14 protein-coding genes, 1 tRNA gene and 1 pseudogene are annotated in these 18,174 nt (G+C 63.4%); 10 read left to right on the top strand and 6 right to left on the bottom strand.

Annotated elements, in window-relative coordinates:
* Position 1: 1 nt before the first annotated feature.
* Positions 2-1,519, bottom strand: a complete 1,518-nt coding sequence (locus FJV43_RS02135) for a PAS domain-containing sensor histidine kinase (RefSeq protein WP_239624291.1) — start codon at positions 1,517-1,519, stop codon at positions 2-4.
* A gap of 124 nt (positions 1,520-1,643) precedes the next feature.
* Positions 1,644-2,498 (bottom strand): LysR family transcriptional regulator, encoded by an 855-nt coding sequence (locus FJV43_RS02130; RefSeq protein WP_239624289.1) that lies wholly within the window; start codon positions 2,496-2,498, stop codon positions 1,644-1,646.
* Between the two features lie 114 nt (positions 2,499-2,612).
* Between FJV43_RS02130 and FJV43_RS02125 the strand changes: the two genes are divergently transcribed.
* Entirely contained in the window at positions 2,613-3,035 is a 423-nt protein-coding gene (locus tag FJV43_RS02125) for a 4-oxalocrotonate tautomerase family protein (protein WP_239624287.1), read from the top strand.
* A 50-nt stretch (positions 3,036-3,085) separates the two neighbouring features.
* Here FJV43_RS02125 and FJV43_RS02120 read toward each other — a convergent pair whose 3' ends face one another.
* Both FJV43_RS02120 and lipB read right to left on the bottom strand, forming a co-directional pair.
* Positions 3,086-3,799, bottom strand: a complete 714-nt coding sequence (locus tag FJV43_RS02120; RefSeq protein WP_239624286.1) for a DNA helicase — start codon at positions 3,797-3,799, stop codon at positions 3,086-3,088.
* Positions 3,800-3,969: 170 nt separating this feature from the next.
* On the bottom strand, positions 3,970-4,719 hold the full coding sequence (gene lipB / locus FJV43_RS02115; RefSeq protein ID WP_239624284.1) for a lipoyl(octanoyl) transferase LipB: 750 nt from the start codon (positions 4,717-4,719) through the stop codon (positions 3,970-3,972).
* A 67-nt stretch (positions 4,720-4,786) separates the two neighbouring features.
* Here lipB and FJV43_RS02110 point away from each other — a divergent pair, with 67 nt between their 5' ends.
* Positions 4,787-5,029, top strand: coding sequence for a FliM/FliN family flagellar motor switch protein (locus FJV43_RS02110; protein WP_028177375.1), 243 nt, complete (start codon positions 4,787-4,789; stop codon positions 5,027-5,029).
* Positions 5,030-5,222: 193 nt separating this feature from the next.
* Positions 5,223-5,307, top strand: a tRNA-Leu gene (locus FJV43_RS02105).
* A gap of 23 nt (positions 5,308-5,330) precedes the next feature.
* Here the strand turns inward: FJV43_RS02105 and FJV43_RS02100 are convergent.
* A complete protein-coding gene (locus FJV43_RS02100; RefSeq protein WP_239624282.1) occupies positions 5,331-6,788 on the bottom strand; it encodes a hypothetical protein in 1,458 nt (485 codons plus the stop codon).
* A 119-nt stretch (positions 6,789-6,907) separates the two neighbouring features.
* Complete coding sequence (locus FJV43_RS02095; protein ID WP_239624281.1) at positions 6,908-7,129, bottom strand: hypothetical protein; 222 nt, start codon at positions 7,127-7,129, stop codon at positions 6,908-6,910.
* Between the two features lie 610 nt (positions 7,130-7,739).
* On the opposite strand from FJV43_RS02095, the gene FJV43_RS02090 reads away from it, so the two are divergent.
* From FJV43_RS02090 to FJV43_RS02060, 7 genes and pseudogenes are all read left to right on the top strand, one after another.
* Positions 7,740-8,333, top strand: coding sequence for a hypothetical protein (locus tag FJV43_RS02090; protein WP_239624279.1), 594 nt, complete (start codon positions 7,740-7,742; stop codon positions 8,331-8,333).
* Positions 8,334-8,375: 42 nt separating this feature from the next.
* Positions 8,376-8,879: a thermonuclease family protein gene (locus FJV43_RS02085; RefSeq protein WP_239624278.1), complete on the top strand. Its 504-nt coding sequence runs from the start codon at positions 8,376-8,378 to the stop codon at positions 8,877-8,879.
* A gap of 130 nt (positions 8,880-9,009) precedes the next feature.
* Positions 9,010-9,201: a hypothetical protein gene (locus tag FJV43_RS02080; protein WP_239624276.1), complete on the top strand. Its 192-nt coding sequence runs from the start codon at positions 9,010-9,012 to the stop codon at positions 9,199-9,201.
* A gap of 267 nt (positions 9,202-9,468) precedes the next feature.
* On the top strand, positions 9,469-10,662 hold the full coding sequence (locus tag FJV43_RS02075; RefSeq protein ID WP_239624274.1) for a DUF932 domain-containing protein: 1,194 nt from the start codon (positions 9,469-9,471) through the stop codon (positions 10,660-10,662).
* Positions 10,663-10,825: 163 nt separating this feature from the next.
* Positions 10,826-12,946 carry a ParB/RepB/Spo0J family partition protein gene (locus FJV43_RS02070; RefSeq protein WP_239624273.1) on the top strand — a complete coding sequence of 707 codons (2,121 nt, stop codon included), beginning with the start codon at positions 10,826-10,828 and terminating at the stop codon, positions 12,944-12,946.
* A 179-nt stretch (positions 12,947-13,125) separates the two neighbouring features.
* Positions 13,126-17,045 (top strand): annotated as a pseudogene (locus FJV43_RS02065) (strawberry notch-like NTP hydrolase domain-containing protein).
* Positions 17,045-18,109: a toprim domain-containing protein gene (locus FJV43_RS02060; RefSeq protein ID WP_239629813.1), complete on the top strand. Its 1,065-nt coding sequence runs from the start codon at positions 17,045-17,047 to the stop codon at positions 18,107-18,109. Before FJV43_RS02065 ends, FJV43_RS02060 begins: the two are co-directional and overlap by 1 nt.
* Positions 18,110-18,174 lie beyond the last annotated feature (65 nt).

The raw sequence follows: 18,174 nt of genomic DNA, 5'->3' as shown, positions 1-18,174 counted from the left end.
TTCACCTTGGCAGCTTGGCGATCGCCTCGCTCAGCTCATGGATCTCATAGGGTTTGCGCAGGATCGGGAAATCGCCGCGCACACCGGCGGCGACCTCGCTGTACCCGGTGGCGAGCAGGATCGGCAGGCCGGGGCGGATCTGGCGCAGGCGATGGGCGAGGCTGAGCCCGTCCATCTTGCCGGGCATGACGATGTCCGAGAACACGAAGTCGACGCCGTTGCTCTCGATCTCGCGCAATGCCGCTTCGGCATCGGCGACCCGGCGCACTTGATAGCCGAGCTGCTCCAGAAGACCGATGCTGACCAGGGCGACGTCGGGATTGTCCTCGACCAGCAGCACCGTGCCGCTGCCGCGGAGAGGCGTCCCCGATGTCTCGCGCGACGGCGCATCTGTGCCGCGCGGCAGGATGATGGTGAATGTCGTGCCCTTTCCGAGCTCGCTTGCGACCGTTATCGTGCCGCCGGCCTGATGAGCGAAGCCGTGCACCTGCGAAAGGCCGAGGCCGGTGCCTTTTCCGATCGGCTTGGTGGTGAAGAACGGCTCGAAGATCTTGTCGAGAACGTCGGAGGGAATTCCGAGCCCGGTATCTGTGACGTCGATTGCGACGAAGTCGCCGGCGAGAGGAGGTTCGTTCAGCACGACATTGCGCGCGCCGATCGTCACCGTGCCACCGTCCGGCATCGCGTCGCGGGCATTGATGACGAGGTTGAGCAGCGCAGTCTCGAGCTCGGAGACGTCGGCCTTGATCGGCCAGGTGTCGGAGCCGATGTCGTAGGCGAGGCGCACGGAACTGCCCACGCCGGCGTCGAGCACCTCGCGGATGGCCGCGACCCGTTCGGCGAAATCGATCGCCTGCGGGTTGACGCTCTGCCGCCGCGCGAAGGTGAGGAGCTGGTTCGTCAGCGCGGCGCCGCGTTTGGTCGCGGTCTCGATCGCGGACATGGCGCGCTCGAGCTTGGGGTCGTCGGCGGCGCTCTTCTTCAGGATGTGAAGGCTTCCGCTGATGATCATCAGAAGATTGTTGAAGTCGTGGGCAACCCCGCCGGTGAGCTGTCCGAGCGCATCGAATTTCTGCGACTCGGCGAGCTGCTTCTGCATTGCCTCGAGCTTGAGCTGGGCGTTGCGGCGCTCGGTGATGTCGCGCGTGATCTTGGCGAAGCCGATCAGCGCGCCGCCCTCGTAGATCGGGTCGATCACCACGCTGGCCCAGAAGAACGTGCCGTCCTTTCGGACCCGCCAGCCTTCCTCCTCATATCGGCCCTTTTCCCGCGCGATACCGAGCGCCCGCGCCGGCTTGCCATTGGCGCGGTCGGTCTCGGTGTAGAAGCGGGAGAAATGCTGGCCGAGGATCTCCTCGGGCGAATAGCCCTTGATGCGTTCGCCGCCGACGTTCCAACTGGTGATGATCCCCTTGGGATCAAGCATGTAGAGGGCGTAGTCGGCGACTCCCTCAACCAACAGCCGGAAACTGCGCTCGCTTTCGAACAAGTCTCTCTGTTGACTGAACTTTTCGGACATTCCGGACCCCGCCTCGACGGGGACAAACGCCGCACATGGCAGATTTGTTCCCATTCTATGGGACATTTTTAGGCAATATCCCGCTCGGTATACAGAGGCCGCCGCGATGAGGCGCGGTGGGCCGCTAGCTCGTCGCCAGGCTCCGGAACGTCGCAGCCACCGCGCGCAGCGCCGCGAGCTTGGCGGGATCGCCGACTTTCGAATGCAGCATCACCTTCGAGCTGCCTAGTCTCGGCAGCTTGTGCGCCGGCCCGAGATCGACCAAGCCCGGAGGTGCGATCCGCCGCGCCAGCGGCGCAATTGCAAGTCCGGCAAGCGCAGCGGCGACCACCGCCGTGACACCGCCGCCGACAAATCGCTCGCGCCAGGCGATGCCGGCCTTGTCCAGCTCGCGCACGGCGATGGCGCGGACGCCACAGGGCGGGGCGAGCGTTGCCAGCGGCAGTGCTTCGCCCTTCGGGAGCGTGAAACGCCGTGACGCGAACCAGCCGAACTCGTCATCAGCCAGCTTCTCGCCGCCACGGCGGCTGCCCTCCTGGCGGACGATCACGGCGTCCAGCTCGCCCGCATCATAGGCGTCCTGCATCTCGCGCGAGAAACCGATGGTGACGGCGAGCGTGAGATTTGCGGATATCGCGTGCAGCCGTTCGAGCAGCGGCACCAGTTCAGGGCCCGCGGCGTGGTCGGAGATGCCGAGCGAAAGCGACTGCGCGGCGAAAGCCTCGCCGGAGAGCGCACGGTCATGCGCGTCCATGAGCGCGCGGGCGCGATCGAGGAAAGCAGCACCATCCGCCGTGAGCCGAACCGCGCGCGGCGAGCGTTCGACGAGGCGTTTTCCGACCAACGTCTCCAGGCGTTGCAGCTTGAGGCTGACAGCCGCCTGCGTCGTGCCGATCGCTTCGGCCGCACGGGTAAAGCTCTGGAGGTCGGCGACCAGCAGGAAGGCCCGGACCGTGGCGATGTCGAGGGTGGCAGTCATTACAATTCGTTATCACTGATATCAGATGAGATAAGATACCAAAATGAACGGAGGAGGTCTAGCTTCACACCAACGCCGCGCAGACCACCACGCGGCATCCTGAGGAGAACGTCCATGCCCCTGATCACCGTGTCCTACGCCACGTCTCGCCAGTCGCCGTCGCTGAAGGCCGACGTCGCCAATGCCGTCTCCGAGCTGACGGCAAATATCCTGCACAAGGATCCCAAGGTCACCGCCATCATCGTGAAGTCCGTGGATGCGGGCGACTGGTTCGCGGGCGGCAAGTCGCTCGCCGAGCAGAAGCTCGCAAGCTACTGGATCGACATCCACGTCACCGAAGGCACCAACACCAAGGACGAGAAGGCGGCTTATCTCGCTGCGATGTTCAAGCGCATGGCCGAGATCCTGGGCCCGCTGCATCCCGAAACCTATCTGCATGTCGACGAGGTCAAGGGCGACGCCTACGGTTTTGGCGGCCTGACCCAGGAGCGGCGCTACATCGCCGGCAAGCTCGAGGTTTCGCTGCAGGCGGCGTGATGCCTGGTCGCGGGTGAGCAATCTCACCCGCGACCGGTTGCAAGGGATCGTCAGCTCGCAGCCCGGAACTGGACTTCTGAATTGTTGATGAAGCACATCTTGTCGAACAGCTTCAGGTCCAGGGGGTTCGGCAAGCGGACATCGCTGAGATCAGGACAGGGCTTGACTGCGGGATCATAGGATCGATCGATCTGCGAGATGAAGACGACGATCAGCCCCTTGTCTCGTGCGAACGATTTCAGCGCGCGCACCTGAACGGTCAGGTCGGGGTTTTCCCGCCGCTGGTCGAGCAGTTGCAGATAGTCGATCACCACGAATGTGCCGCGCGGGGCGGGGGCCATCTGCTTGACGACGTAATCGGCGCTGATCGCATCGGAGCAATCGAGCTCGAACAATTTGTCGAACTGCGCTGGCTCCACGCCGATCGCCCGCAAGCGGTCCAGAACGTCTCTCTCGGTGTATTCGAGCGAGAAAAACGCGGCGCGGCCACCTTTCCTCATGGCCTCCACCGCAAGTTCGAGACTCATCAGGGTCTTGCCATGACCGGGTCGCGCACCGAGCAGCACCAGCTCGCCCGGCCGGAATTGAGGAAACAGCTTGCCGGCCGGCGTCATGCCCGCGGCTTTTGCCGCGAGCAAGCTCCAGGCGGAAAACCCTTCCGCTGTGGCGACGCGATCAAGCGCGTCGTGGAGTGGAATGCCTTCCTCGCGGGACAGGCGCTTCGCCTTGCGCTTGAGATGATAGATCGGCGCAGACAATCTCATCGTGAGAACCTCCCATTGCGAGCATGATCGCAATCCCTCCTTATGCCCAGCGCTCGAACAGTCGGTCCGATGATCAATTCGCCCGGCATGAAGTCTGCTTTCCCGGCGGAGGGGGGAGGCGCGGGCGACGCCGGAATCAACTATAACCGATTCCGCGCAGAACGCGGTAGCTAGGCGACCGCTTCCGGCAGCAGCGCGCGGGTTGGCCCGAACAATTCTTCGAACGTCTGCCTGAGTGCGATATCGACATCGGCCATGGTCACGAGCTGGCCGAGATCGACCAGCGAGGTGACGCCGTAGCGGGGATCGGCAACGCCGCAGGGCACGATGCCGGCGAAATGCGACAGCTCCGGCTCGACATTGATGGCGATACCGTGGAACGACACCCAGCGCTTCAGACGGACGCCGATCGCCGCGATCTTGTCCTCGTGATCGGCTCCCTTGTCGGGGCGCCTGACCCAGACGCCAACCCGGTCCTCGCGCCGCTCGCCGCGAATGTTGAAGGCAGCCAGCGTCCGCAGGATCAATTCCTCCAGGCTCGCGACATAGGCCCGGACATCGGGCCGGCGGCGCTTGAGGTCGAGCATGACATAGGCCACCCGCTGGCCCGGCCCATGATAGGTGAGCTGCCCGCCACGCCCGGTCGCGAAGATCGGGAAGCGGGCATCCAACAGGTCTGATTGCTTGCCCGAGGTGCCCGAGGTGTAGAGCGGGGGGTGTTCGAGCAGCCAGACCAATTCCGGGGCCTCGCCCGCCGCGATCGCGGCGACCCGGGCCTCCATGATGGCCACCGCATCCGGATAGGGCACCGGAGCATCCGAGATAAGCCATTCGACGGGCTCGCCGCCTGCGGCGGAAAACGACGTCAAATCGAGCTCTTGGCGCTGGTTTTGGCGGGGGTTTTCAGGCGAATTAACCATTGGCTAACCATAACGTGGTGATGATCGCAGGCGCAATGAAGAGTCCCAAGTCGCGGCGGTCCTGACAGTGCCCACTCTCGATAAAGTCACCGTGGATCTCATGGTCGTCCTCGGGACGACCACCATGCCGATCCATCAAGTATTGCGTCTTTCCCGCGGCGCCATCATCGAGCTGGATGCCACCGAGGCCGACGAGGTCAAGGTCCTTGCCAACAATCTGCCGGTCGCCTCCGGCGTCGTGCTGGTCGATCGCAACCGGATCGCGGTCGAGGTCAAGCAGATGCTGCCGCGCTCCGCGGGCACCCGGTAGGCGTTTGGCACCAGCTGGGCAGGCGGCTAGCGGTCCGGCCAACCAGCGAGGTCGATTCGGGGCAGAAGGCTGGAACTTTCCTGCAAAGCTTGTGGAATTCAGGGCCTTTGCAGGCTTGTACCCCTCTGATGGATTTGTTAGATCGGCGCCGTTGATCCGGCCGGCCCTCAAGCCTCAAGCCGGCATCCCCAAAGCGCTCGTGGCGGAACTGGTAGACGCGCTGCCTTGAGGTGGCAGTGAGTAAAATCGTGGGGGTTCGAGTCCCTCCGAGCGCACCATACCCACGCCTAATTCATTGAAATTACGGCGTCTTTTTTCCAAAGTTACTACGCAAAGTTACTACTTTGTTCCTGCCTGGCGTTCCTCCGCTGTTCTCGCCGGACGGCATGAAATCGTCAAATGCAGCATTCTGATCAAACGCAATAATCTTATCCATGCCACTTATGCCGAGCTTTTCTCGGTTCGCCTGGGCGATGTAATGCGCCGGCATCTTCGGATCGGTCCAGCCGAACATTGCCATCATCTGGCTCTCGGTGCAGTCGGCGTAAGCGGCGACCTCGGCCCGCGCTTTTCGCACGCCATGGCAGCTCTTCTTTGGCTCGTTGACGCCGGCGAGCACGGCGTACTTCTTGAACTTCATTGCCCAAGCCTTCTTGTTCATCGTCAGCACGCGGCCCTTCACCATTTTGCCGGTGAAGACTTCCGCGCCGATGATCCCAGCCGCTCGGGCCGCCCGCAGACTTTCCGCAAATTCTGGATGCACCGGAACTGTAACGGTGGTGTTGCCGCGGCTCTTTTCGGTCGCAATCTGCACCGCCATCTTGCGCACGATCTGTCGCAAATGAGGGGGACCGAAGCGATGCGCGTCGCCAACCCGCAAGAATGTGTAATGCAGAATGTCGAACATCAGCCGAGCCTCGGTGCCGAGCGGCCACTTCGTGCGATAGAGGGCCATATCGTCCTCGGTCCAGGGCACGAAGCCGCCGCTTTCTCGGCTCGCCTTCGCCTTGCCAGACTTCAGCCCAATCGTCGGATCATCATCATCTTCGAGGTGTTCTTCGTCGATCATCCAGCGGATCATGCCGCGCAATGCAGACAACAGATTGCCCGCCTGGGACGGCGTGCGTGCCTTCATTTCCGCCTTGATGGCCTTGCGCGTCAGCACGGCAAACGGCCTCTCTCCATTCTCCGGCAACAGGCTCTCGATCAGCCCAGTACGCTGGAGCCGAGTCGAGCCCGACAGTCCATCTTGGCCGACCGACAGGTTGCCGAGCCAATGGTCGCTCTGTTTGTAGAGCATCCAATACCAGCGCAGGGTATGCGGCTTCGGCGGCTCGGTGCGCAGTTCCGGACGCGGCTCGTTGCGTCGTTTCTGCGCATTGACGTAATCGGTCGCATCGCCATAGAGCGCAATCTGCGAAACAATGGCTGCATCACACTCGTCGTCGAATGCTTTCGTGCCGAACTCACTCTGGATCCTGACCTTCGGCAAGCCGTTACGAAGCTGGACATAATAGCGTGTTTGTCCGCGCTGCGAGCGATCGGCCTGCACATAACGGCGTTCAGGCTGTACCAACGGATCAGGCGCGCTACGGCGTTTACGCATTACTCCTCCCAGCGCCGCGATCGCCGCGTCATAGGCGGTGTCGAACGCTTCGGTTCCGTATTCCTCACTGATCCCGATCCGACGACCCTTGCGGCTCAACTTCACGTACCAGCGCAGCGCGCCCAGCGGTGAATAGTCGAAATAGAGATACATTCGCGTGTCCCCAGGTGCGCGGGGTTCGCGGTGTTTTGTTTCAAGCATTGGCTTTCTCCGGGGACCAATGCTTGGAGTCTATTGATGCGGTGACTCCGCATCAATCGATAAGGTGCTTTTCAACCGCTTTCGGTACGTTTCAGGAAACGCTGCAGCGGTTCCGACGGTGTCCATTCGCAGTCAAACTGGTTGGTGGGCTGGATCGGTAGTGTGCTTGCCGTGAGGGCTATCCGAATAACACCCTCACCATCGATCGTGACCGCACTCGCGCCGGCTTCCTTGGCCGCGCGGACTGCACGAGCGATATCGGCTTGTGTAACCTTGGCCGGACGCCGCGGCATTCTCTTCTCCTGTCGTTCAGGGCGCCTGCGAATTCCCGTCCGCCCACGCCAGCGGACCGCTAGGAAAGCCAAAAGAGCGGCTGACAAAAGCGTTAGATGATTGGCGTCGTATTGCCGGCTAGCTCGGCGTAGAAATCGGACGGACGCTACACCGTCAAACGACACAGTCCCTGGAATGATCGTTGGCTTATCCCTTGCACCTGCTCGTACCTTCCCTGCAGCTTCCATCGGGCAGGGGTTCGCAATCGCGATGGCTGCCGTTTCTCACGCGGCTCGACAAACTCGTCCGTTCGAATAGGCCAAACAACTGCTCGGGAATGAAATGCGTTCCAGACGCATAGACATCTCGGTCGCCTTGGGAATGCTGACCGTCTGCGAAGCGGCCCCGCGGCATGACTGTCCGGTGTAGGTCCGAAAGCGTCCGCGCGTGTAGGCGCGCGATGCGGCCTTCTACAAATCCTTGATCTCCGATTCCAGGAGGTTGTTCGCGACGATCAGCGCACGAACGGCTGCGCGCCATCGCAAACGGCGATCACCCAGTCGGCGGCGGCTTCCAGTCCATTGTCCCGCTCGTCTGACTGAGAAACCGAGGGCATAACCCTGTTCCAAGTTGACCGTCGAGGTCTCATGTTCTTATTTTGTTCTCATGGAGTCAAGCCGCCATTTCAAGCCGCCCTGGACGTTAATCCGGGAAAATTCCGAGTGCTACGTGGTCAAGGACGCGAACGGCGTGACCCTGGCATGGATCTATTGCCGGGATGTCACGCAGCGCTACGGCGTCGGCGCCGGCAAGCTGTCGTCGGACGAGGCGCGGCGGATCGGCAAGGCGATCGCGCGCATCCCCGAATTCATGATGCAGCGCCAGGGCTTCTATTCCCGCGGCGGCGGAACGCGCTGGCGCGCTGATCGCCCCTACCACGTCGCTCTTGAAGACCGCTACATCCGCGAACACTGGGATGAGATCGATGCTCTCTGCCGGCTGAACAGCCTGCCATTCAATGCGACGGGCGAGGTCATCCAGAGCGACGGCGTATGGAGGGTCCATGAATTCACCTGGCAGATGGATGCGATCCTGTTTTGGGATCGCTTCGAGGGACGCTGGCTGCGCGGAAGCGAGTTTCACTATCCCGAGCGGCCCCAGAATCTGCCATCACTAAAGCCGCTTCAGAACTGGCCGAAATTCAATCCACGCAATTTGCGGTGACCACTGATGCCAACGTTCAAGAGCATGCACCGAACCCCCGTCATGCTGGTGATCCTGTTGCTGTCGAGCGCGGCCTTCGCGAATGGTTTAGTTGGCCAAGCCAGCGTCGTCGACGGCGACACGCTGGAGATTCATGGGACGCGCATCCGGCTCTGGGGTCTCGATGCGCCCGAGAGCAGCCAGCTATGCCGAGGTGCGGACAGCAACCTGTATCGCTGTGGCGCGAAGGCAGCGAATGATCTCGATTCCTTCATTGCGCGGCGGCCGGTCAATTGTACGCCAACCGCCGAAGATCAATATGGGCGGACTGTGGCAACCTGTTCCGTCGGCGGTGCCGATATCGGAGAATGGCTTGTGCGCAATGGTCTCGCGCTGGATTGGCCGCAATATTCGAAAGGCAAGTACGCCTACGCCCAGCGCGAGGCCGATCGTTCGGGTCGCGGGATGTGGGCGGGCAGCTATGTGGAGCCGTGGTTGTTTCGCGGCTGCATCAGGGCTGGTGGTACTCCGACCAGCTGTTCGGATGATGCAAACGCACATCCTTGAACGCGCCGTCATGCGGCGACTCGGAGCTTCAACAGTTGAGAGGGCGAAATCAACGTCGGAGAGCTGGCGCGATCTGTGCGACTCGCGCTAAGCAATCGCTGTCACCTCCTTACTGCGCAAAGGGAATAGGATGGTTGCTGCTGCCCGTGATTTGCCGGATTCAGGTTATGCACTCGAAGTCGACGGCCGACTCAAGGCCGAATTTGCAACCAGGGACGGAGCAAAGACGGGCGCCGAAGAGCTGAAGAAACGTTTTCCCATGCTCCAAATCAAAATCTATGACGCACAGACAAAGACTCGCGAGGACGTCGAGCTGTCGTGAATCTGGCGCCAGCATGCTCAGAGCGTGCTTTTCGCGAGCTTAGGGCCGTCTCCCTTCGGGACCGGGCTGTCGGCTGGCGCTGAAACCCCGGCTTAAGCCGGGGTTTCACCCTTCGGGCTTCCATCCCTGACGGAAGCTGCGGCGAGAGCGGAGCCGCATCGGCGTCCGCGATCGACGGTGCAGGAGAGGCAGAGTGGGGCGGCGTTCGCCGTGACGGGTTGAAGGCCGGAGGAGAGTCTTCCGGCGCCCGTCATGGAGATTGTTCCCATGAATATGCAGGTTCTTGATGCCCGCCGCGATGCCAGTGGCGGTTACCGGGTGGATGTGAGTCGCGGTGAACGCGTCGGTCGGGTGTCCTCGGAGTGGTTTTCCCGTCCGGCGGATGAGCGCTATCTGTCGCTCAATGAACTGGCCCGCACGGTGCGTGATCGTACGGACCGCAGCCGGACGCGCGTGGTCGAAAGCGCGCTCATCCATGTGGAAGCAAGCCGCGCCGACCCTGAGCGCTTGGCCCTGATGCTGCCCGGCTCGGACACGCCGGTCGTGCCGACCCACTGGAGCTTCGGCCAGCTTGCAAGCCAGGTCGGCGCTCCCGCCGCTTACCTGCGGCAGCTCCCCGCGACGCTCGCAGGCATCAACCTGCAATATGGCCTGACCGCCAACCGCGCCGAACAGATCAAAACGCTTGAGACCGACGATGGCCGTGTTGAGCTTCGCGCCGTCACCAGCCCAGACTATGGCCGGATCTTTGACCATGAGCTGGTTGAGGCCGTGCAGCGCATCGCCGGCAATGGCACGGGCGATACGCGTTGGAAGGTGCCGGGCGTGCTCGACTGGTCGACCGGCATCTACAATCCCTGCGTCGACATTTCCAAGGACACGACGACCCTCTATGCATCCGACAGGGACGTTTTCCTTTTCCTAGTCGATGACCTGAACCCGATCGAGGCTGGCCGTCTCCGGGACGGCTCGCCCGACCTTTACTTCCGAGGCTTCTATTGCTGGAACTCGGAAGTTGGGGCGAAGACGCTCGGTATGGCGAGCTTCTACCTCCGTGCGGTATGCCAAAATCGGAATCTGTGGGGTGTGGAAGATTTCGAGGAGATCATCATTCGCCATTCCAAATATGCCGCTTCCCGCTTTGCGCACGAGGCGGCGCCGGCGCTCCTGAACTTCGCCAACTCCTCGGCCACGCCCTTCGTCAACGGCATCAAGGCCGCCCGCGAGCGGATCGTGGCACGCAGCGACGAGGATCGGACAGAATTCTTGCGCCGCCGCGGCTTCTCGAAGGCCGAGACAGCCAAGGTGATCGACTCGGTGCTGGCGGAGGAAGGGCGCCCGCCTGAAAGCATCTTCGATTTCGTGCAGGGCATCACCGCCGTCGCGCGCGACAAGCCGCATCAGGATGTCCGCCTGGATATGGAGGCGAAGGCGAAGAAGCTCTTGGATCGCGCCGCCTGACTCACGCGAAGCCGCGGAAACCAATTTCGCGTGTCTGCGGCACCTTTCCGTTTCGCCTAATCCGTGGCGCTGCCCTCTTGGAGCAAGAGGGCGGCGCTTCGCTCCGTGAACGGCTTGGAGGCCGAGAGAGAGGCTTTCGGCCGGCCGTTCCGGAGAAACTGACATGGCAAAAGCCGTTCAGAAGATCAAGCTATCGCCATCACGCGACATTCCCTTCAATAAGCTCGTGCTGGCTCAATCCAACGTCCGCCGCACCAAGGCCGGCATTTCGATCGAGGACCTCGCCGAGGACATCGCGCGGCGGTCTCTGCTGCAAAGCCTCAACGTCCGGCCAATCTCCGACGCCGAAGGCCAGGAAACCGGCATGTTCGAGGTGCCCGCAGGTGGCAGGCGCTATCGTGCCCTTGAGCTTCTGGTGAAGCAGAAGCGCCTGGCGAAGACCGCTCCGGTCCCGTGCATCGTTAGCGAAGCCGGTGACGAAATTTCTGCGGAAGAAGACTCGCTTGCCGAGAACGTGCATCGCGTCGCTCTTCATCCGCTCGACCAGTTTCGCGCATTTCAGACGTTGCGCGAGCAAGGTCGTCCCGAGGAGGATATCGCGGCCATCTTCTTCGTCTCCGTCAATGTGGTGAAGCAGCGGCTCCGGCTCGCGGCCGTCTCACCGGCTCTGCTCGACGTCTACGCCGACGACGGCATGTCGCTCGAGCAGTTGATGGCGTTCTCCGTCACCGCCGAGCACGCGCGACAGGAACAGGTCTGGGAGAGCGTCAACAAGTCCGGCTACGACGAGCCGGACCAGATCAGGCGCCTTCTGACCGAGCGTGCGGTGCGGGCTTCCGACAAGCGCGCGCGCTTTGTCGGCCTCGCGGCCTATGAGGCGGCCGGCGGCAGCGTGTTGCGCGATCTCTTCGAAGAGGATGGCGGTGGCTGGCTCGAGGACATAGCTTTGCTCGAACGTCTTGTCGCCGACAAGCTGCGGACGGAAGCCGAGATCGTCGCCGCCGAAGGCTGGAAGTGGCTGGATGTCGCCCCAACCTTTCCCTACGGCCACGATCACGGGCACCGCCGGCTTGAGGGGACACCGGCTGATCTGACCTCCGAGGAGCAGGCGAGCTTTGATGCTCTCCAGGCCGAATACGACGCGCTTCAGGCCAAATATGAAGACGCCGACGAACTGCCGGACGAGGTGGATGCGCGTCTCGGCGAACTCGAGGAGGCGCTCGAAGCCTTCGCGAGCCGGCCGGACGTCTTCAAGCCAGGCGAAATCCTCCACGCCGGCGCCTTCGTCAGCATCGATGGCGAGGGCCGCTTGCAGATCGAGCGAGGCTACGTCCGCCGCGAGGACGAGATCGCATTCGTTGCGGCGACGACCGAACCTGAGAGCGCAGCAACGTCCGACGCCGATGGTGACGATCAGGGCGTGCCACCAGCCCAGCGCGCCACGATCACGGTCGCGGGGCAGGCGAGTGCGGATGGGGAGGACGACGACAGTGCCATCCGGCCGTTGCCCGACCGGCTCGTGATGGAACTGACCGCGCATCGCACGCTGGCGCTACGCGATGCCGTCGCTTGCCATCCGCAGGTCGCGATGACAGCGCTTCTGCACAAGCTTTGCGTGGACGCCTTCTACCAGACCTATGCGCCGGCATGTCTTGAAGCCGGCGTGCGCCACGTCCAGCTTCCCGGTCAGACACCGGATCTGAACGAGAGTGCGTCTGCGAAGTCTGTCGCGGATCGGCAGGCGGCCTGGAAGGCCGATGTGCCGACCGACGAACAGGCGCTGTGGGACTGGCTCGCCACCCTTGACGATGCCAGCCGGCTGGCCCTGCTCGCCCATTGTACTTCGTTCGGCGTCAACGCGTTGTTCGAGAAGGTCGATCGTTTTGGCGGCTCGGGCGTCACCGCCCATGGCTTGCAGCGCCGCCTCGATCAGGCCGATCGCCTGGCGCGGGCGGTGAATCTCGACATGGCGGAGGTTGGCTGGCGACCGACGGTCGACAACTATCTCGGCCGTGTCACCAAGAGCCGGATCCTCGAAGCGGTTCGTGAGGCCAAGGGCGACGGCGCCATGCAGCTCATCGACCACCTCAAGAAAAGCGAGATGGCCAAGGAAGCCGAGCGTCTGCTCGAGGACACCCGCTGGCTCCCCGAGCCGCTGCGACTCGCCGAAGTGGCGCCGCCGTCGGACGTCAAAGAAGCACTGCCGGAGTTCCTCTCCGACGACGAAGGGCAGGCGGGCGAGATCGGCGAGCTCGAGCCGACACAGGCCGTCGCTGCCGAATAACTCACCGCTGCGGAGCGGCAGACGCCGCTCCGCAGCCTTCGCCACGTCCTCTCCTCTCTGCTCTCATGAGGAGAATCGCAGGGAGAGGCAGAGCCGGGCCGGGAAGGGTTTGAGCTGCCGCGGTCTTGAGAGAGCGCCGGGCGGCTCGGCCCAGTCCCGCTCTCCGAGAAATCCCTCCCATGACCGAATCTCTCATCGACGGCGCCGCCGTGCCGCTCCCGATCCGTGCCACCGCAGTTGTCGCCTCCGCCACCGTTAAGGCGGCGCGCCAGCTTTTGACCGATCTTGAACGGGGTCGGCGCGTCGACGCTGCTCGTCTGCGCAATGCCATGGAGGCAGCGTTCGGCGCTTCAGACGCCACCGGCGCCTGGAATTGGAAGACGGCCTATGACGCTTGCGAGGCGGCGACCATCCTGTTCCTGCGACGGTACGGCGCTGCCATGCGCGCCAAGGCGGCTTCGCCGGCCGCCATGCTACCGATGCTGCTGAGGATTACGGGCCTCCTTCCAACACAGACACGGCGGTCCGAGGAAAGTGAATCCCTCCAGCAGTTCTCGACGCCGATTGGACTGGCATACGTCGCCAGCGTCGCTGCCGCGATCACCCCCGCCGACGTGGTTCTGGAACCGTCGGCCGGTACCGGCCTTCTTGCCATCCTCGCTGAACTCGCCGGCGCGTCGCTCATTCTCAACGAATTTGCCGAGAGCCGCGCCGGCATCCTTAGCGACCTTTTTCCCGCGGTCTCCACGACCAGGTTTGACGCCGCTCGCCGCGTTGCCCGATCGCGGGCACCCCGACGGCGGGAGTGCCAGCAATTGCTGGCATTTCAAAGCCTCGAACGGTCCGTGCTTACGTCAGCCAGCGCCCGCCAGCGGCGGTTGTGCCGGCCGCCGATCTCGTGGCGACCGAAGTCGCCTACGAGCCAGTCGACTGGATCCCCACGGATACCAGCAAGATCACCGACGCGCTTTATGAGGCTTACACACTGCAGTCGATTCGCATCCCGGGCGCGCAGGCGCATCCGACCAAGCTCGTGCAGTCGACAGCCATGGCCTCCGTCGTACCGCCAAAGCCATCCTACCGACCGCATCTGCCAGCCAATGTCGTAACGGACGGCATCCTCTCGGACGCCCAGCTCGTGAGCGTCATCTATGCCGGCGAAGCGCATTCGGCATTTCTCGCTGGCTCCTGGACGGTCGATACGACTTTTGACGTCGTGGCTGCAGCGCCCGACGATGCGTCGAATGCTGTCCGTTTTCGCCGCGGCTGGTTTTTGGGCGACGGCACCGGCGCTGGCAAGGGACGGCAGGCCGCCGGCATCTTGCTCGACAACTGGCTGAAGGGTCGTCGCCGCGCGGTCTGGATCAGCAAGTCCGACAAGCTCATCGAGGATGCGCAGCGCGACTGGTCGGCGCTTGGGGTGGAGCGGCTGCTCGTTACGCCGCTTTCTCGTTTCCGGCAGGGCACGCCGATCCGGCTCGCGGAAGGTATCCTTTTTTCGACCTACGCTACGCTGCGCACCGATGAACGCGGAGAAAAGCTTTCGCGCGTGCGTCAGATCGTCGAATGGTTGGGCTCCGGTTTCGATGGAGTGATCGTTTTCGACGAGTCGCATGCGATGCAGAACGCGGTCGGCGGCAGGGGCGAGCGGGGCGACCAGGCAGCGTCGCAGCAGGGTCGCGCGGGGCTCAGGCTCCAGCACGCCTTGCCGAACGCTCGCGTGGTCTATGTCTCGGCAACCGGTGCCACCACAGTGCACAATCTCGCCTACGCCCAGCGTCTCGGCCTGTGGGGTGGCGAGGACTTCCCGTTTGCGACGCGTGCCGAGTTTGTCGAGGCAATCGAGGAGGGCGGCGTCGCGGCAATGGAAGTGCTGGCCCGCGATCTCAAGGCGCTCGGCCTCTATGCGGCCCGCTCGCTCTCCTACGAGGGTGTCGAATACGAGCTGGTCGAACACCAGCTCACGCCGGAACAGATCCGCATCTACGACGCCTATGCCGGTGCGTTCTCGATCATCCATAACAACCTCGACGCGGCCATGCGGGCGGCGAACATTACCGGCGAGACCGGCACGCTCAATGCGCAGGCCAAGTCCGCTGCGCGTTCCGCCTTCGAGAGCGCCAAGCAGCGCTTCTTCGGGCATCTATTGACCTCGATGAAGACGCCTTCGTTGATCCGCTCGATCGAGCGCGATCTCGACGCCGGCCACGCCGCCGTGATCCAGATCGTCTCGACCGGCGAGGCTCTCATGGAGCGCCGCCTCGCGGAGATTCCGACCGAGGACTGGGGCGACGTCCAGGTCGATATCACCCCGCGCGAGTACGTGCTCGACTACCTCGCCCATTCCTTCCCGGTGCAGCTCTACGAGCCCTTCACCGATTCCGAGGGCAATCTCTGTTCCCGGCCCGTGTACCGTGACGGCCAACCGGTCGAGAGCCGCGAAGCCGTCGCGCGCCGCAACCGACTGATCGAGAAACTCGCCTCGCTGGCGCCCGTGCCGGGCGCGCTCGACCAGATCGTTCAGCGGTTCGGCACGGACATGGTCGCCGAGGTTACCGGCCGCTCGCGCCGCGTCGTTCGCAAGCGCGATAGGCTGATGGTTGAGAACCGCGCTGCCTCGGCCAATTTCGCCGAGACCGCCGCCTTCATGGACGATGCCAAGCGCGTCCTCGTCTTCAGCGATGCCGGCGGTACGGGGAGAAGCTACCACGCCGAACTCTCGGCGCGGAATCGTAGGTTGAGGGTTCACTACCTGCTCGAGCCCGGCTGGAAGGCAGACGCCGCTATTCAGGGCCTGGGCCGCACCAACCGCACCAACCAGGCGCAGCCGCCGCTATTCCGGCCCATTGCGACAGACGTAAAGGCGGAAAAGCGCTTTCTCTCGACCATCGCCCGCCGTCTCGACACGCTGGGCGCGATCACGCGTGGCCAGCGCCAGACCGGCGGCCAGGGCTTGTTCAAGCCAGAGGACAACCTCGAAAGCCACTACGCCCGCGACGCGCTGCGCCAGCTCTACCATCTGCTCGTGCGCGGCAAGGTCGAGGCTTGCTCGCTTGAGGCTTTCGAGGACGCGACCGGCCTGAAGCTCATGGATGCCAACGGCATAAAGGACGAGCTGCCGCCGATCACCACCTTCTTGAACAGGCTGTTGGCGCTCACTATCGACCTGCAGAACGTCCTGTTCACCGTATTCGAGCAACTGCTCACCGCTCGCGTCGAAGGCGCGATCGCGTCCGGCACCTACGATGCCGGCCTGGAGACGTTGCGCGCCGAGAGCTTCGTCGTTGCCGATCGGCGCGTCATCTATACCCATCCCGGGACCGGCGCGGAGACACGGCTGCTCACCATCACCGAACGCCGGCGCAACCATCCCGTGACGCTGGGCGAGGCGTTCGATCGGCTTTCCGGTTCGTGCGGTGTTCTGCTCGTCAACGAGCGCTCGGGCCGGGCCGCCGTTCAGGTGCCGGCTCCGAGCCTCATGCTCGACGATGGCGAGATCGAACGGCGCGTGCGCCTGATCCGGCCAATGGAGCATAACAGCCTTCCGCTGAAGATGATGGCGGAAAGGCATTGGGAGGAGGTCGAACGCGAACGCTTCAGCACGGCCTGGCAGGCCGAGCTCGCCGAAGTGCCCGAGTTCACCGAGAGCACCATCCATATCGTGGCAGGCTTGCTCCTGCCGATCTGGAAGCGATTGCCGAACGAGTCGACCCGCGTCTACCGGCTTCAGACCGATGTCCGCGAACGCATCATCGGCCGCAGGGTCTCGCCCGCCTGGGCGGCGGCCGCGCTGGCTGGCGACGCGCCGGCGCCGACGCCGAACGCGGCCTTCGCCGCACTGCTTGAAGGTCGCACCGTTCTCGAGCTTGCTGAAGGCCTGAGGCTTCGGCGCGTCCGCGTGATGGGCGCACATCGCATCGAACTATCCGGCTTCAGCGACACCATGCGGGACCGTCTCCGTGCCTATGGGCTCTTCGCGGAGATCATCTCCTGGAAGCTGCGCATGTTCGTTCCGACCGACGCCACTGGCATCGGTGTTCTGGCCAAGGTGCTCGAACATTATCCGGTCGAGCGGGTCGGTGAACGGGAGGCCGCGTGATGGTGCGCGACGCTTCCGAACTGGCGCGCCGCCTCGCGCGCGAGGCCGAGGCGGTGTGCCGCCACTATCTTTCCAACGGCAAGCGCGAGGGGCGCTACTGGTTGGTAGGCGACGTCCAGAACACGCCGGGCCGCTCCTTGTTCGTGCGGCTCTATGAATCCCCAAAAGGACCTGCCGGCAAATGGACTGATGCAGCGACCGGAGAACATGGCGACTTGCTCGACATCATCCGTGAACGCCTTGGTTTCCGCGACTTCCGCGATGTTGCTGATGAGGCGAGGCGGTTTCTGAATCTGCCTCGCCCGGTGCCCGAACTTTCCCCGAAACCCCTTCGTCCAGCGGTACAGCGCGGATCGCGGGAGGCGGCCAGGCGCCTCTTTGCGATTTCGCGACCGACTGAGGGGACTCTCGTGGAGCTCTATTTGCGCCGTCGCGGTATTGTCGAACTGCACCACGGTGGCAGTCTCCGCTATCAGCCTCGCTGCTATTACCACGGGCCCGATGAAGACTCGCCTGCCGAAATCTGGCCGGCGATGATTGCCGCTGTCACGGATCTCGATGGCACCATCACCGGGGTGCACCGCACGTGGCTGGATCCCGACGGCTTTGATCCCTACCGGCTCGGTAAGGCGCCGATCGACACGCCACGGCGCGCAATGGGTGATCTACTCGGCAATGCTGTCCGCTTTGGTGTGGCCAATGATGTGCTCGTTGCCGGAGAGGGCATCGAGACCATGCTCTCGGTCCGTTGCATGCTTCCGACCATGCCCATCGCGGCGGCACTCTCCGCAAACCATCTCGCGGCCCTACTTCTACCGTACACGGTCCGACGCCTCTATATCGCTTGCGATGCGGACCCAGCCGGAATGGGTGCGGCAGCGACTTTGACGTCGCGGGCAGGGGAAAGCGGCATCGAGGCGTTTCCACTGTCGCCTACGCTCGGCGACTTCAATGAGGACCTGCGCACGCTAGGCATTGAAGATCTTCGGACGACCTTACGTAGGCAGCTTTTGCCGCAGGATATTGTCCGCTTCTTACCCTTGACGACGACCGATACGGCATGACGGAGGCCGCTTCGATCGCATATCGTCATCGCCGGTCGGCCCGAGGCCGGCATTGCCGGCCAGAG

Source organism: Bradyrhizobium sp. I71, from assembly GCF_022354745.1.
Taxonomy (GTDB): Bacteria; Pseudomonadota; Alphaproteobacteria; order Rhizobiales; family Xanthobacteraceae; genus Bradyrhizobium; species Bradyrhizobium liaoningense.
This window is presented reverse-complemented; position numbering and strand designations above follow the sequence as displayed.